The 15405-nt window shown below is 58.7% G+C and carries 16 protein-coding genes; 10 read left to right on the top strand and 6 right to left on the bottom strand.

Annotated elements, in window-relative coordinates; genetic code table 11:
* The first annotated feature begins 429 nt into the window (after window positions 1-429).
* The 5 genes from recA (at window position 430) to GM79_RS11315 (ending at window position 5207) form a co-directional block, all read left to right on the top strand.
* Window positions 430-1461, top strand: a complete 1032-nt coding sequence (gene recA, locus GM79_RS11335; protein WP_035563887.1) for a recombinase RecA — start codon at window positions 430-432, stop codon at window positions 1459-1461.
* Between the two features lie 186 nt (window positions 1462-1647).
* Window positions 1648-2466 (top strand): DUF3108 domain-containing protein, encoded by an 819-nt coding sequence (locus GM79_RS11330; RefSeq protein ID WP_035563803.1) that lies wholly within the window; start codon window positions 1648-1650, stop codon window positions 2464-2466.
* Window positions 2467-2556: 90 nt separating this feature from the next.
* Window positions 2557-3252: a response regulator transcription factor gene (locus tag GM79_RS11325; RefSeq protein WP_200875601.1), complete on the top strand. Its 696-nt coding sequence runs from the start codon at window positions 2557-2559 to the stop codon at window positions 3250-3252.
* A 108-nt stretch (window positions 3253-3360) separates the two neighbouring features.
* Complete coding sequence (locus tag GM79_RS11320) at window positions 3361-4416, top strand: sensor histidine kinase (RefSeq protein WP_035563800.1); 1056 nt, start codon at window positions 3361-3363, stop codon at window positions 4414-4416.
* Between the two features lie 77 nt (window positions 4417-4493).
* On the top strand, window positions 4494-5207 hold the full coding sequence (locus GM79_RS11315) for an RluA family pseudouridine synthase (protein WP_035563797.1): 714 nt from the start codon (window positions 4494-4496) through the stop codon (window positions 5205-5207).
* Between the two features lie 7 nt (window positions 5208-5214).
* Here GM79_RS11315 and GM79_RS11310 read toward each other — a convergent pair whose 3' ends face one another.
* The gene (locus tag GM79_RS11310; protein ID WP_035563794.1) at window positions 5215-6678 is read right to left on the bottom strand and encodes a hypothetical protein; all 1464 of its coding nucleotides are present in this window, start codon (window positions 6676-6678) and stop codon (window positions 5215-5217) included.
* A 214-nt stretch (window positions 6679-6892) separates the two neighbouring features.
* Between GM79_RS11310 and rplM the strand changes: the two genes are divergently transcribed.
* The 4 genes from rplM to tsf all read left to right on the top strand — a co-directional run bounded on the left by rplM (window position 6893) and on the right by tsf (window position 9591).
* The gene (gene rplM / locus GM79_RS11305) at window positions 6893-7345 is read left to right on the top strand and encodes a 50S ribosomal protein L13 (RefSeq protein WP_035563792.1); all 453 of its coding nucleotides are present in this window, start codon (window positions 6893-6895) and stop codon (window positions 7343-7345) included.
* Between the two features lie 100 nt (window positions 7346-7445).
* Window positions 7446-7832 carry a 30S ribosomal protein S9 gene (rpsI, locus tag GM79_RS11300; RefSeq protein ID WP_035563789.1) on the top strand — a complete coding sequence of 129 codons (387 nt, stop codon included), beginning with the start codon at window positions 7446-7448 and terminating at the stop codon, window positions 7830-7832.
* Between the two features lie 18 nt (window positions 7833-7850).
* The gene (gene rpsB, locus GM79_RS11295) at window positions 7851-8618 is read left to right on the top strand and encodes a 30S ribosomal protein S2 (RefSeq protein WP_035563786.1); all 768 of its coding nucleotides are present in this window, start codon (window positions 7851-7853) and stop codon (window positions 8616-8618) included.
* 136 nt (window positions 8619-8754) lie between these two features.
* A complete protein-coding gene (gene tsf, locus GM79_RS11290) occupies window positions 8755-9591 on the top strand; it encodes a translation elongation factor Ts (protein ID WP_035563784.1) in 837 nt (278 codons plus the stop codon).
* Window positions 9592-9646: 55 nt separating this feature from the next.
* Here the strand turns inward: tsf and GM79_RS24920 are convergent, their stop codons facing one another.
* The 4 genes from GM79_RS24920 to GM79_RS11270 form a co-directional block, all read right to left on the bottom strand.
* Window positions 9647-10120, bottom strand: coding sequence for a hypothetical protein (locus GM79_RS24920; RefSeq protein ID WP_152559958.1), 474 nt, complete (start codon window positions 10118-10120; stop codon window positions 9647-9649).
* A gap of 108 nt (window positions 10121-10228) precedes the next feature.
* Entirely contained in the window at window positions 10229-11269 is a 1041-nt protein-coding gene (locus GM79_RS11280) for a DUF3089 domain-containing protein (protein WP_051718794.1), read from the bottom strand.
* A gap of 285 nt (window positions 11270-11554) precedes the next feature.
* A complete protein-coding gene (locus GM79_RS11275) occupies window positions 11555-12571 on the bottom strand; it encodes a hypothetical protein (protein WP_035563876.1) in 1017 nt (338 codons plus the stop codon).
* A 120-nt stretch (window positions 12572-12691) separates the two neighbouring features.
* Complete coding sequence (locus tag GM79_RS11270) at window positions 12692-13093, bottom strand: hypothetical protein (RefSeq protein ID WP_035563778.1); 402 nt, start codon at window positions 13091-13093, stop codon at window positions 12692-12694.
* Window positions 13094-13259: 166 nt separating this feature from the next.
* Between GM79_RS11270 and GM79_RS11265 the strand changes: the two genes are divergently transcribed.
* On the top strand, window positions 13260-13682 hold the full coding sequence (locus GM79_RS11265) for a hypothetical protein (protein WP_035563776.1): 423 nt from the start codon (window positions 13260-13262) through the stop codon (window positions 13680-13682).
* Between the two features lie 66 nt (window positions 13683-13748).
* On the opposite strand, the gene GM79_RS11260 is transcribed toward GM79_RS11265, so the two are convergent.
* A complete protein-coding gene (locus GM79_RS11260) occupies window positions 13749-15314 on the bottom strand; it encodes a hypothetical protein (RefSeq protein ID WP_035563774.1) in 1566 nt (521 codons plus the stop codon).
* Between the last annotated feature and the right edge of the window lie 91 nt (window positions 15315-15405).

The raw sequence follows: 15405 nt of genomic DNA, 5'->3' as shown, positions 1-15405 counted from the left end.
CCTGTTGGCTGAGTTGTAGGACCAATGTTGCCTACATCACCGTTAGGAGAAGCTTCGCCAACTAATACTTCGCCAGGGTTAGGTTTGTAGAAAGTAGAATTATCGACCTGCGCCCGCGCCTCTCCCACTCTAATTAGCAGAGCCACAAGGCCAACTAATATTTTTAGATAATTCCCCATATATTTCCCCTTTCCAGGGCACGAATCCACCGGGTGCTGTGTTAGAAAAAGCCGCCGCAAAACAGCCCGTTTGGGGCCTCCACCAAGGAATAGAATTATTCGATTGCGACCCGGCCAAAAATGTTAACTTTACCAAACCTAACCCGTTTTTCTTAAACACCCCCACATGGCACTAGCTACCAAAGCGGCTCCCAAGGCCGACAAAGTTGAAAAAGCAGAAGCCGGCGACCTCAGCACCGCAGCCGGAAAAATGAAAGCTCTCCAGCTCACGCTGGATAAGCTGGACAAAGCCTACGGCAAAGGCACGGTGATGAAACTCTCCGACAACAAAGTGGGCGATATTCCGAGCATCAGCACGGGTTCGCTCTCGCTCGATATTGCCCTCGGCATTGGCGGCGTGCCCCGCGGCCGGGTTATCGAAATCTACGGCCCGGAATCGTCGGGTAAGACCACGCTGACGATGCACATGATTGCCGAGGCGCAGAAGAAAGGCGGCATGGCGGCGTTTATCGACGCCGAGCACGCCTTCGACAAATCGTACGCCGAGAAGCTGGGCATCGACACCAGCAACCTGCTCATTGCCCAGCCCGACAACGGCGAGCAAGCCCTCGAAATCGCCGACCAGCTGATTTCCAGCGGCGCGATTGACATTATTGTGATTGACTCCGTAGCTGCCCTCGTGCCGAAAGGCGAATTGGAAGGCGACATGGGCGACTCGAAAGTGGGCCTGCACGCCCGCCTCATGAGCCAGGCGCTGCGTAAGCTCACCGGCACCATCAACAAAACGGGTTGCTGCTGCGTGTTTATTAACCAGCTGCGCGAAAAAATCGGCGTGATGTTCGGCTCGCCCGAAACCACGACCGGCGGTAACGCTCTGAAATTCTACGCTTCGGTGCGCCTCGACATTCGCCGCATCGGCCAGATTAAGGAGGACAAGGACAATGTGACTGGCAACCGTACCAAGGTGAAGGTGGTGAAGAACAAAGTCGCGCCGCCCTTCAAGGTGGTCGAGTTTGACATCATTTACGGCCAGGGCATTTCCAAAGTCGGTGAGATTGTGGACCTCGGCGTGGATATGGGCATCATCGGCAAGTCGGGCTCGTGGTTCAACTACGGCGAAACCAAGATTGGCCAGGGCCGCGAGGCCGTAAAAACCCTGCTGCTCGACAACCCCGAGCTGGCCGCCGAAATCGAGAAGAAAATCCGCGACATGGCCAAGGGCGACACCGACGTGATTCCGGTGGACCTGACCATCGTGGAAGACGGCGAAGACACCCTGTAAGATTAGTTATGAGTTATGAACTGGCAGTTGTGAGTTGAAACCCGTTGCTGCTAAACTTATAACTCACAATTGGTTATTAAAAAGCCCGCTATCTCTCGTAGCGGGCTTTTTTACGTCCGTATATTTGAGGATTCCGAGGCTGGCACCGCGTTTGTTTAGGCTGGCTCTCTCCATTTGGTATAACCTATGACTCGCCGCTGGCTCCTTTTTATTCCCGCTCTTTTGCTGTTGCTGGCGGCCGCGCCTCCGGCTTTGGGTCCCGGCGATGCTGTGCGCAGCATTCCGCAGTCCAGCTTCGGGCGGGGCGAGGTTATCCGCTACACGGTGCACTACGGCCTCATCAACGGCGGCGAGGCCACAGTGGAAACGGCCCCCGGCCTGGAGCGCGTGAACGACCGGCCGTGCTATAAGGCCACCGTGAGCGGCCGCACCACGGGCTCGTTCGACTTCTTTTTGCGCATCCGCGACCAGTGGCGCGCCTACATCGACACGACCAGCATCCTGCCCCTGCGCTCCCAGCGCGACATTGCCGAGAAGAACTATCGCAAGAAGGAAACCGTCACCTACGACCACGTCAATGAGTTGGCCGAGGTAGAGAACCACAGCAAAACCAAGCCCAAACGCACCACCGTGAAGGTGGCCAAAAACACCCTGGAGCTGGTGAGCGGCTTTTATTACCTGCGCACGTTCGATTTCAACAAGATGCGCGTGGGCGAAGTCATTAAGGTGCCCGGTTTTCTGGACGGCGACAATTTCATGCTGGAAGTCACCTACAAGGGCCGGCAGATTGTAGAAACCATGGCTGGCGACGTGCACACTTTTAAACTGGTGCCAAAAATGCCCAACAACAAGCTGTTTCGGGGCGAGAATGCCATTTCCGTGTACCTCTCCGATGACCGGAACAAGATTCCGGTGCTGTTTCAGGCCGAAATGTTTGTGGGAACGGTGAAGGTGGACATGGTGAGATACCAGGGACTGAAATGGCCGCTGAACAAGGTGCGCTAAATCTATGGTCATACAATCGTAACATAGCCTCGGCCCGGCAAGCGGTACTTTTGCAGCAGCAACGCCTTGCTTCACCTAAGCCCAACTGCCGTGACTACTCCCCAAACGCCCGTGTATAAGATTCTGGTCGTGGACGACGACCCGGATATTGTTGAGCTGTTGGAGTTCAATCTGAAAAAGGAGGGCTACCGCACCGCTTCCGCCAGCGACGGCCGCATGGCCCTGGAAGTCGCCGCCGAGTTCAATCCCGACATCATCCTGCTCGACGTGATGATGCCCAACCTCGATGGCATTGCCGCTTGCCGCCTGCTGCGCGAGCAACCCAAATTTAAGGAAACCTACATCCTGTTTCTCACAGCCCGGGCCGAGGAATTCTCGGAAGTGGCCGCGTTTGAAGCCGGAGCCGACGACTTCATCGCGAAGCCCATCAAGCCCCGCGCCCTGCTCGGCCGCCTGGCCGCTGTGAAACGCCGCGACCAGGACCCCCATGCCGCCATCGACGCCATCGACATCAACGGCTTGCGCATCGACCGCACCGGATTTGCCGTGTATCAGGACGGCAAGAAAATCACCCTGCCCAAGAAGGAATTCGAGCTGCTGGCCTTTCTGGCCGCCTCGCCCCACAAGGTTTTCAACCGCGAGGAGCTGCTCCAGAATATCTGGGGCAACGACGTATTCGTGCTGGCCCGCACCGTGGATGTGCACGTGCGCAAAGTGCGCGAAAAAGTGGGCGACCACCACATCCAAACCATTAAGGGCGTGGGGTATAAGTTTAATGCAGACTGAGTTTAATGTGAAAAATATGCTAAATGTGGGAAATATTGGAAATTGCAAGTTCAGTGAAGCAACGCATTTTCACATTTCCCATATTCCGCACATTTTTCACATCAATATATGAACCTCTCTTCCCGCACCATTGCCCTGCTTATTTCGCTGCTGGTGGCGGGTGTGCTCACGGCCTACGCGCACTTTGGCCCGGCACTGCCATTTCGGGAAGCTTTTCTGGCAGCGGGCATCACGGTGGCGGCGTGTTTCCTGTTGGTTTATTTATCATTTGAAGCCCTGATTTTCAGGGAAATCAATGGCATTTATGCGGGTCTGGAGCACATTAAGCGCAAAGAATTCAAGCAGCTGAGCAACAAATTCCTATTCCGGCCGGAGCCGGTGAAGCGGGTGCGCGACGAGATTCTGCTCATGGCCGAGCGGCGCCAGCAGGAGTTGGATGAGCTGGTGCGGTTGCAGGCCCTGCGGCGCGAGTTTCTGGCCGATGTGTCGCACGAGCTCAAAACCCCGCTTTTTGCCGCCCAGGGTTTTGTGCACACCATTCTCGACGATGAGGAGGACGACATCGACCCTGCCACCCGCCGCAAGTTTCTCAGCAAAGCGGCCACCAGCCTCGACACCCTGGATGAGCTGGTGCAGGACCTGATTACCATTGCCCAGCTCGAAAAGGGCGTGGTGCGCATGCGCCGCCAGCGGTTCGACCTGGTAGTGCTGGTGCGCGAAATTTTTGAGCTACTGGAACAGCAGGCCGCTCGCCGCGGCACCATCCTCGAGCTGTTTCCACCAACGCTAGCTGAAACCGAAATTCCGGTCGTGGCCGACCGCAACCGCATTCGCCAGGTTTTGGTGAACCTGATTGACAATGCCATCAAATACGGCCGTGACCACGGCCGCGTGGTGGTAGCCCTCACCGAAAGCGGCCGCGCGGTGCGCATTGCCGTGCGCGACGATGGGGCCGGCATTGCGCCCGAGCACCAGGCCCGCATTTTCGAGCGCTTCTATCGCATCGATAAAAGCCGCTCCCGCGACTCCGGCGGCTCCGGTCTGGGGCTCGCCATCAGCAAGCACATCGTGGAGGCGCACAAGTCCAACATTCGTGTGAAAAGCACCATCGGCGAGGGCACCACGCTCGAATTCAAGCTGGGCAAGCCCAAAGGGGCAGGCTAGCACCGGAGGAATCAGCCCGATTAAAGCACCGGCCCAGCCGCGCCCCAATCCCTTACCGGCTACCTTTGGGGCTTCCTATGAAGCTTCCCGATTTCTCCGACCTCATTATTTTTGAAAACGACGATTACCTCGTCGTCAACAAGCCGCCATTTCTGGCCACGCTCGACGAGCGGGTGGGCGGTGCGCCCAACATGCTGCGCCTGGCCCGCCAGAGCTACGATGACATTCAGGCCGCGCACCGCCTCGACCGTGAAACCAGCGGGGCCCTGGCTTTTGCCAAAACGCCGGAGGCGTATCGCCACCTCGCCATGCAATTCGAGAATCGGGAGGTGAAAAAGCAGTATCACGCCGTGGTGTGGGGCACGCCGCAGTTTAAGGATGAAGTGGTGGAACGCAGCATCGAAAACACGACGCGTGGCAAGGCCCGGCTTGCCTACAAGGGCAAGGCGGCCGAAACCCACTTCACTACGCTCGAAAACTTCACCCGCCACTCGCTCATCCTTTGCGAGCCCGTGACCGGCCGCATGCACCAGATTCGCCTGCACCTCATGTATTTGCAGGCGCCCATTGTGGGCGATACGCTGTACGGCGGCGAGGATTTTTTCCTGTCGACGCTCAAAAAGAAGTTCAACCTGAAGCAGGGCGAGGAAGAGCAGCCGTTCATTAAGCGCTTTGCTCTGCACGCCATGCAGCTCCAGTTTTCAGGCTTAAATGGCGAGGAAATTTCCGTGGAAGCCCCTTACCCCAAAGACTTCCGGGTGTTGGTGGAAGCCCTGCGCCAAAACCAATAAATAGCCCCTATCGCACCCGCTCAAACACAATAATGCGGGTGCTGTCGCCCTCGGGGCGTGAGCGATTGCGCGGCCGGGCCTCAGTCCAGCGCTCCCGAAAACGGGCATCGGACTGAAGCTGGGACAACGGTACGTTGGCTTCGGCACGGGCGTACCAATTGTCCCACACCACCAGCGTGCCCACGGGCAGCATCGCCACTTGGCTAACGTTACGAATGTTCAGGACCGGACGGGCCTGGGGGTCGAAAAAGTCGTGCTGCGTGGCCAAGGCCACGTAAGGAAACTCGTAGGCGAGCGGCCGGGTGCCGAGGCCGTAGGTTTTGCGTAGCCACGCGGCGGCGTTTTCCGCCACTTCCTGGTCGGGCAGACGGGTAAAATCGCGCTGCCACCGGAAACCCTGTCGCGTGCCCAGAAATGGAAAGAGCACCACGGCCGCCACCACCGCCCGCCGAACGCGGCGCTGCGTGGCGGGCAGTCGGGCACCCGCGGTTAGCCACGCCAGGCCGTTGAGGGCCACCACGGCAAAAAGCGGCGTGGTCACGGTGAGCACGCGCGTCAAACCAAACGAGTTGAACAGCCCAAGGGCCCAAAAAACAGTGTGCGCGGCAATAAAAACAGTGATGCTGCCGTAGATGAGCAGCAGCTCCGCGCTGAACAGAGGGCGCTGGCGGCGCTCCGGCCGCAGGCAGTCGCGCAGCATACGCACGCCCCCGGTCAGGGCCAGCGGCAGCAGCACCCAACCCAACAAGCCCGGCAGGCTGAAAACAAAATGGGGCCAATTGCCGTGGCCGTACCAAGATATAGTGGCGTAGGGATTGCGGCTGAACACCCAGCCCGCCTCGCCCAGCGCCAACGCGCCTACCGCGCTAAACAACACGTAGCCCAGCACCAACAGCGGCAGGTAACGCCACTGTTGTCGCCACGCTAAGTACACCACCCACAGCCCAATCAGAATAAAGCCCTCGGACCGCACAAAGGGCAGCCAGGAAATAAGCGCGGCCGACCAGCCCGGCCGGTTCGTCAGGGCCAGCGCTACCGCGCCCACCAGCACCAGCCCGAAGAGCGGCTCGGTGAGCCCGGAAAACTGAATGAGGAAATAGTCGGGCGCCGCGTAGGCAAATAGTATCACTAGCTCGGGAGCGGGCAGGCGAAGGGCCCGCGCCACCACGTAAGCCGACCATGCCGACAGTGCCACCACCCCGCATTGGAACAGCTTCATGCCCATAAACCCGGCCTGCGCTGGTCCCGATGCCAGGATTGTAAATAGCGGTTTAGCCCAGGAATCCAGGTAATTCAGCGGGTGCTGGGGGGCATAGCGGGCAAACAGATAGTGTTTGATGCTGTCGCCGGAATCATAGGTGCTCGTGGTGACGAAGGCAACTACGACGGATAAGAGCAGCAAACCGGCCAGTAGCCACCGGGCGCGGCGGTCGGTGATAGCAGAATCTGAACGGGCTTCAAGCAAGGTCATAAGTGCAGCAATAGGGCTTAAAAGTACGCTTTTGTGCGCTTGAGCACTGATTGGCCCACTTCCACTGGCTTAAGGAACAGGACGCCCCCCGGAAAAACTACTCCGCCACGCTTGGCTATTTGCCGATAAATCAGTACCTTTGTGTCCGTTTTTCCCGGAGCCGTAGCGGCTTCGAACTCTTATTCAATAGTTTAGCATACCTTTTTTTCGACTCATGGACCACCTGAGCTTCAAGACGACCCACGTCAATAAGGCCAACGCCCAGAAGAGCTGGGTTATCGTAGACGCCAGCGTAGCCCCGCTGGGCCGCGTTTGCTCGCAGATTGCCAACATTCTGCGTGGCAAGCACAAGCCTTCGTTTACGCCCAACTCGGACTGCGGTGACAACGTCATCGTGCTCAACGCCGACAACCTGCGCGTAACGGGCAAGAAAATGACCGAAAAGGTCTACATCACTCACTCGGGCTACCCCGGCGGCCAGAAGCGGCGCACCGTGCGCGAGCAGATGGACCGCGACTCGCGTCGCGTCATCGAGCACGCTGTGAAAGGCATGCTGCAAGGCAACAAGCTGGGTGCCGCTCAGTACCGCAACATGTACGTGTACTCGGGCATGGAGCACCCACACGAGGCGCAGCAGCCCGTGGCTATCGAACTCAAAAACCTGTAGGTCCACGTGCGGTAAGCTTTAGCTTGCCGTGTCGGGTACCTGCTTTTTACAACGGCTTGCTATCCGGCAAGCTAAAGCTTACCTCACAATTTTTCCACTAATGGCAATTACCAACACCTCTGGTAGAAGAAAAACCTCGGTGGCCCGCATTTACATGCAGGCCGGGCAAGGGAATATCACTATCAATGACCGGGACATGAAGGCGTATTTCAGCAACGAGTTGCTGGAGAACGTGGTCAACCAGCCCCTGGCAATTCTTGAGCAAGTCGGCCAGTACGACATCAAGGTGAACGTGAAAGGCGGCGGCATTTCGGCTCAGGCCGAGGCTATCCGTCTGGCAATCACCAAGGCGCTCGTGAGCGACAACGAAGAAACCCGTCCTGCTTTGAAGAAGGAAGGCTTCCTCACCCGCGACCCGCGCATGGTGGAACGCAAGAAATTCGGCAAGCGCAAGGCTCGTCGCTCGTTCCAGTTCTCGAAACGCTAAAACCAGGAGGATACTATCATGGCTCAGACGACTTATAAGGACCTGCTCGACGCAGGTGCCCACTTTGGTCACCTCACCCGCAAGTGGGACCCCAAAATGGCGCCGTACATCTTCATGGAGAAGAACGGCATCCACATCATCGACCTCAACAAAACGTTGGTTTCGCTTGATTATGCTGCCACTGCTATTCGCAACATCGCGAAGAGCGGCCGCAAAATCATGTTCGTGGCCACCAAAAAGCAGGCGCAGGAAATCGTAACCACCGAAGCCGAGCGTTTGAAGATGCCTTTCGTGACCGACCGGTGGTTGGGCGGCATGCTCACCAACTTCGCCACGGTTCGCAAGAGCCTGAAGAAGATGTCCACCATCGACAAGATGGTGAAAGAGAACACGGCTTACGCCGCGCTCGCCAAGCGTGAGAAGCTGATGATGACGCGTGAGCGCGCCAAGCTGGACCGGGTACTCGGTGGTATCGCCGACCTCGGCCGCCTGCCGGCTGCTTTGTTCGTTATCGACGTGAAGCGCGAGCATATCGCCGTGAAAGAAGCCCACAAACTAGGGATTCCCGTGTTTGCTATCTGCGACACGAACTCGAACCCCGAATTGGTACAGTTCCCGATTCCTGCCAACGACGATGCCTCGAAGTCCATTCAGCTCATCGTGAGCGTGATTGGCAAGGCCATCGAAGACGGCCTGTCGGAGCGCAAAGTTGACAAAGAAGACGCCGACCGCAAAGAAGCCGACGAGGCTGCTATTGCTGAAAAAACGGCTGCTGACGAAGAATAAGCCCTTCTTAGCTCTTTGAAAGAAGGGAACCTTCGCGCAGCCTAGGCTCCGAAGGTTCCCTTTTTATTTTGCTCCCCTTCTTGGTAAGGAGGGGGATTTGACCATTCAATTTCAACATTACAAAACCCTACATCCAATGGCCGCTATTACCGCCGCAGACGTAAACAAGCTCCGCACCATGACCGGTGCCGGCATGATGGATTGCAAAAAAGCCCTGGTGGAAGCCGATGGCGACTTCGAAGCTGCCCGCGACATTCTTCGCAAGCACGGCCAGAAAATCGCTGATAAGCGCGCCGAAAACGAAACCTCGGAAGGCCTCGTGCTGGTGAGCGTGAGCGAAGACGGCACCAAAGGCAAATTGGTAGCCTTAGCTTGCGAAACCGAATCAGTAGCTAAAGTGGCTAACTTCCGCGAGCTGGCTCAGCAAATTCTGGACACGGCCGTGCGCATCGACGCTGGCACGAAGGAGGACGTTATGGCTGCCAACGCCGCCGATGGCACCAGCATTCAGGAGCACGTGACCGACCTGATGGGCAAAATCGGTGAGAAGCTGGAGGTAATTTACGCCACGCTGACCGCTGAGAAAGTGGCTTCTTACATCCACTCCGACAACAAGAAGGCCGTACTCGTGGGCCTGAAGAACGTAGGCGACGCCGACGCTGCTGCCGTGGGCCGCGACGTAGCCATGCAAATCGTAGCCATGAAGCCCATTGCCGTGGACAAAGACGGTGTGGACGCTTCGGTTGCTGAGCGCGAAATTGAAGTAGGCAAAGAGCAGGCGCGTGCCGAAGGCAAGCCCGAGGCGATGCTGGAGAAAATTGCCATGGGCAAGCTCAACAAATTCTACAAGGACAACACCTTGCTGAACCAGGAGTTCGTGAAGGACACCTCGATGACCATCGCCCAGCTGCTCGACAGCAAGTCGAAAGGCATGACGGTTTCGGACTTCAAGCGGGTGGCTATCGGCGCTTAATTGCGGCTGACTGCTAAAGTTAAAGCCCTGCTGGCATTATGCCGGCGGGGCTTTTTTATTCAACTTCAGGGAATGTGAACCCTGCAACGGCATTCCTGAATTTTAGAAGTAGATATCGACTATCAATAGTTTCTACCCACAATTGTAGTGAGCTTTCATCCGACTCTATCGCGAGTACCATATCAATAATTCCCAATACACTCTCTAATGGACGCTCTTTTCCATCGCCATCTAGATTTAGATGTATGGCTGTAGCACTGGCCCAGTTTTCTACAGTGAGTGAGCAGAGCCCATCTAAATACTTTTTGCTCTCCATGCTGTAGCAACCATCAAAATCAATGGCAATGCTTTTCCCAGCCTGGTAATGGAAGCCAATGGCTACTCCATCGTCAACGGAAAATTGTTTAAGGTCTTTCATTGCTTTGATGCTTTCTGCCACACCCACGCCCGCGCCTGGGCGTTCCCATACAGGTTCAGGTAGAATAAAATGTAAGCTACAGGATGAAAAATCTTGTAGCGTATTTTCCAAAAAAACAAAATTTTGCTACACGGTTGTAGCGAAATTTTGTTTTTTTTGGAAAATACGCTACAGACCAAACGTAATCGCAACGCCCGAAAGACGAGTAGTGAAGCCGTTTCATCGGCGGGTGCGCTGCCACGCCCGCACCCGTGCTTGGGCGTTCTCGCGCAGATTCATGTAGAACAGCCCGTAGTCGGCGATGTGGAAGGAATGGCGCAGGATGAACTCGCCGGGGAGCAGGAAACGCGGGTAGCCGCCGGGCTTGGGCGGGGTGACCCAAAGCAGACCGTCGTGGATTTGGGCATCGGTTACGTGCGGGTCGATGCGCTTGAAGCGCTGGCTGACGCCGCCGCGGTTGAGGCGGGCGGGGGCCAACCGCGTGTCGGTGGTCCAGGTGAGGGGATTGGTGACGGCGTAGGACTGGAAGAGTGGGAATTCGTTGCCGGTAGCCACCGAGTTGTAGGTGACGAAGCAGCCGGTTTCGAGCGAATCCTGGCAGACGCGGATGGTTTGGTACTCGCGGGGGCGCACTTTGAAGCCGATGAGGTAGGCGGCTACAAGCTGGCGGCGCAGCTTGGGGTCATTATCGAAGAACTCGTGTAGCAGGCGGGTGGCGTGGTCGGTGCCCTGGCTGTGGCCAGCAATGATGATGGGACGGCCCTGGTTATGGTGCGCGAGGTAGTATTGGAAGGCGGCGCGCACATCGGTATATGCGAGATTCAGGGCCTGGGTCCCGCTGGTGTTGGCAGTAGAATCGAAGAAGGAATAGAGCGTGGCCTGCCGGTAGCGCGGCGCATAGATGCGGGCGGCGGCATTAAACACGCTGGCCTGCTTGCGGATGGTGCTGCGGTCGGTGAAGCGGTTGACGCGGCGGTTGCTGAGACTGGCATTCCAGGCTTTGCGCCAGTAGTAGGTGGTGGGATGGACGAAGAATACGTCGGCGGCGGCGGTAGCTTGCTGGTCGCGCAGGGCAGTTTTGCGGGGCACCTCATCCGCGGCATCCGGGCGGGTGGGCAGGGCGGCCCAGTTGCTACTATCGGCGTAACTAGGCGCGGGGCTGGGGGTATAGTGGCTGAAATCGTGCGGGGGCTTGAGGAGCTTAAGGCAGCTGCTGAGTAGCGGCGAAGCGGCCAGCGCGGCCCAACCGATTAATGTCATCCACCGGCCCCAGCCAGGCACAGCGCTCTTGCTGCGGAGTGGGAGAGACTGACGATTTTCAAAAGAATCCTTCATGTGATTACTGTAGAAATTACGCACTCAGGCGCTGGCGCGCGTCTCTGACGCGTTGCCCGCTGGTTTCGCGTCTCCAACGCGCGGGGCCAACGAGACGAGACGGTGCGACTGACGGCGTTTGGGAACGCCAAGCCAGCAAGCCACGCGTCGGAGACGCGCGCCAGCGGCTGAGGGCGTAAGTCCTGTACTAAATATGCTCACGCACGAGCCTCAGGCTTCCTTTTCAACCGATGGCCAGTGAGGGAGATGCTTGGGCTCGCCGGCCTCGTCGTACAACAGGCTCAGGGGCTCGGCGGGTTTGGCTACTACATCGGCCAGCGTGATGTGCCAGCGCTGCCACATTTCGGCCAGGGTTTGGGTGTAAGCGGAGTTTTCCCAGGGGTTGAAAATGGCACCCGTCACATCGTCGATGAGAGCGTCGAACACAATGGTGGTATCGCCGGGGCGGGGGTGGCGCGGGTAGATGTCGGGCACGACGTGCAGCAGGTGAGCGGCGTAGTACACGCGGGCCTTGAACTCGGCAACCTGCACCGGATGCAGTGGCCGCCGGGCGTCGGCGTACACTTTGCCCATGGCCTGGCCAATCAGGCCAATATCGACCAGACAGGCCACCAGCACGGTTTTATCGAGTTTGATACTAAAAACGAGGGTGTTCAGGTCGTCGTCGTATTCGAACGGCGTAACGTCCTCAGTCGAATCAGTTTCCAACACAAACACGGAACCAGGCACGAAATCGGCGTATTCGGTGGGCACGCGCAGGCCTTGCAGCAGCTGAAAAAACGCCTGGAACCGCCGCACCAAGGCCGCGTTTTCAGCCAACGGATACTTGGGTTTTATCAGGGGCTCAAATTCGTTCAGCAGCTCCGTGATGAAGATGCCGTAGAACATTTTCCCCATCCACAGGTACAGGGCATCATCGCCGAGGGCGCGCAGAGCCGCCGGGCCCTGGGCAGCGGCGGCCTCCACCCTACGCTCCAGCTCGGCAATGCGCTGGCGCACGGCGGCGCTGGCCGGCAGCCGCAAGTCGCGAAACTGCACCGTGCGCTGGTCGAGGAGCTGCATGGGGCGCTCGGCCAACTGGTAGCGGGCCTGGAGCCAGTCCGCAAAAACGGGAACGGTGTCGTCGGGCCCAACGGGCTGGCCACTGAGAAAACAGGTTTCAGGACCGAACCGCATGCCATCGAACGGGTCGTAGGGAAGGAGGTCGGCGGGGGTGAGCTGGGACATAAAAAAGAGCGCGAACTTCGTGGCCCGCACCGCCGCCCCCGTGGCACAAGCCAGACGGGTGGGGTGGTGCGGGCCACAAAGTTCGCGCTACGGCGGTTAGTGAACCCAGTCCGGCCGTATCTATCGCGAAAGCGACGACCCGGCCCGGATGAGCAGCTTGCTCAGGTTGGTGAGCGGCGCGCTGTATTCGCCGCCAGCATCCTCGGCAACTTTGGCGGTTTCGGCCCCCAGAGTAGCCAGTACTTCGGCAATGTCGTGCGCGGGGCTCTTGGCATCGCTCAGCAATTCGTCGAGCTGCTGAAGGCCCTGCTTGATTTTGGCCAGGCCCGCCCGGTCTGTAGAGGCTAACACCGCGGTCCAGCGCTCAAGCTCAACGCGGCCCTGAGGGCCGGCATTGGTGGGCGTGCTGGCCGAAAGAAACGTGAGGGTGTCGTCGAGCAGAGCGGTGTTCTGCTGGTCGGTCACGGCCATGGGCACTTCGTGCGTGACGGGCGGTTGCGGTGTAGCGGAGGTCGAATCCATGGAAAAGGGGGTAATAAGTTACAAGATAACTATACTAACGTGACGAATAAAAGTTGACCCGGCCGCTACCAGACCCCGGTGCCATTGCCCATCAACGGACGCCTGGGTTACCTTGCGGCCCCGCTTTTCATTAAACGGCATCCTGCCACCTCATCCAATTTCCCACATGAAATCGACTCTGAAAACCTTATTTGTCGCACTCGCCGTGGCCCTGGCTGCCACCGCCTGCACCGAAACCGAGCAGCGCGCCGCCGACAACACTGCCGAGAACACCGAAGCTGCCGCCAATGCCGCCGCCGACCGCGCCGAAGCCGACCTTGAACGGGCCGAAGAGAAGATGGAAGCCGCCGGCGAAAAATTCGAATCGAAAATGAACGCAGCCGGCGAAAAAATGGAAGCCGCCGGCCAGAAGCTCGAATCGAAAATGGACGCGGCGGGCGAAAAGCTCGAATCGAAAATGGACCAGGCCGGCAACAAGATGAATGCCGCCGGCCAAAAGCTCGAATCAAAGATGGAAGCCATGGGCCGGGCCGCCGAACGCTCCGCCAACCAAACCAAAGAGAACATCAAAGACGCCAACCGCGAGTAGCAGCCAGCCGGAACACTTCCTAAAAAGCCCGTTCGCACGCTGCGAACGGGCTTTTTCGGGCTGATACTAGAGTTCGGCCACTTCCAATAGCACCTCGTAGTAGGGCCGGCCGAGCAGGCGGGCGCGCAGCCAGGAATAGAAGCTCATGGCCTGCAAATCTTCGCGCTCCGAGGGTAGGAAGGCGGGGAATTCCGCTACCCGCTCGGCAAAGGCCGGCCGCTGGACCAAGGCGGGGTCGTTGATGAGGTCGCGCACCAGGCCCAGGTATTTGAGCACGAAATGGTAGGGGCCGCCGGCCAGCGCGGCGTCCAGCGTAGCGGGCGCCTCCAGTTCCGCAAGCCCACCGGGGAACTGTTCCAGCAACCGGCGCTCGATGGCCTTAATGCGCCCAAGGGCAATGTCTTCGTGCCCCAGCTCCAGTTGAATGAGCATCTCGCCCAGGTTTTTTTTCAGCAGCCATTCCAGACCCAGCTGTTCTTCGAGCCAGTGGTCGGTGCGGCCCAACCGGAGCATGGTGTAGTTGGCCTTGCTGAAGTTGCCCTCGGCAAAATAGTGGAATACCAGCTGCAGGCGGGCCGTCAGCTCTTCCATCATGGGCAGGGCCGGCGTGGTTGTGAGCGCCTGCTCCAACAGGGCAATGCTCTCGGAGTTGCGCTGGAGAAAGGCCAGATTAGCCGCCAGCAGAAACGTAAACCGCGGCCCAAACTCCGCAAATTTGCGGTTGTCGGGCCCTTGCAGCAGTGCCCGCCCCGCTTCCAGATAAGCGACCGACCGGGCAAAGTGGCGCGACCGGTACAAGGCGTGGGCCAGCATGTAGAGCAGCCGCAGCTGGTAGCTGCGCTGCGCGGGCGCAAAGCCGTGGCGCCGCTCCATAAGACGGTAGCAGCGCTCGATGAACACGGCAAAGGAGGCAAAATCGCGCCGCACGAGCATGGCACTGCGGGCAATGGACATGAGCCGGCAAAGCAGCGAGGGCGACCGGGCAAAGGCCTCCTGCAAGTCGTACTCCCCCAAAATATCGTGCATGAGGGTGTCGAGCGGTTCGCCGGCGCGGCCGCGCTTGCGGGCCTCGCCCAGACGCTGGCGCAGCAGGCTGTCGGCAATGTTGGCGCGCTCTTCTTCGTCGGCCGCTTTTTTATTGCTGTGGCGCCGGGCAATTATTTCGGGCAGCGGCTCGGCGTGCGGCGAGTTGGCGTACTGAATCTGCAGGTTGTACACGGCATTGAGCGGTTCGTACTGCTCGTTGTCGTGGGCCAGCTTTTCGGCTTTGCGCAGCGTGCTCCAGGCCAGGCGCGGAATGCCGGCTTCGAAGAGGTACTGGGCCAGCGTGAGCTGCCCGCGCACCGAAGCAGCGGCCGTGGTATCGAGCTGCCGCTGGCGAAGCAGCAGGAAATCGGTGAGGTGGCGCAGCAGGCGCTTGCGTAGCGCGTAGTAGGCCACCGGGTTGGGCGCTTCGGGGTAGAGCCGGGCAATTAGTTGGGGGCTGCTGAGCTCCTTGGCCTGCACCAGCAGCTCGTAGAGGCGCGAGTCTTGCCGGCCGGCCGCCTTGCGCCGCTGCCGCTGAATGAATACGCCGAAGTCGCGGCGTTCGTCGGGGCCAAGCGTTAGTAGCGTGGTGCGCAGGTCGTCCATGGCAGCAAATTACGCCGCGCGGGCCGGCAGTTTCTCTAAAAGCGCGGGCGGCGCTATGTGGCACGCGCTCAGCACTTATGCGGCAGTAGCC

It is taken from the genome of Hymenobacter sp. IS2118, assembly GCF_000715495.1.
Taxonomy (GTDB): Bacteria; Bacteroidota; Bacteroidia; order Cytophagales; family Hymenobacteraceae; genus Hymenobacter.
The sequence above is the reverse complement of the archived record's forward strand: the minus strand, read 5'-3'. Positions and strand labels throughout refer to the sequence as shown.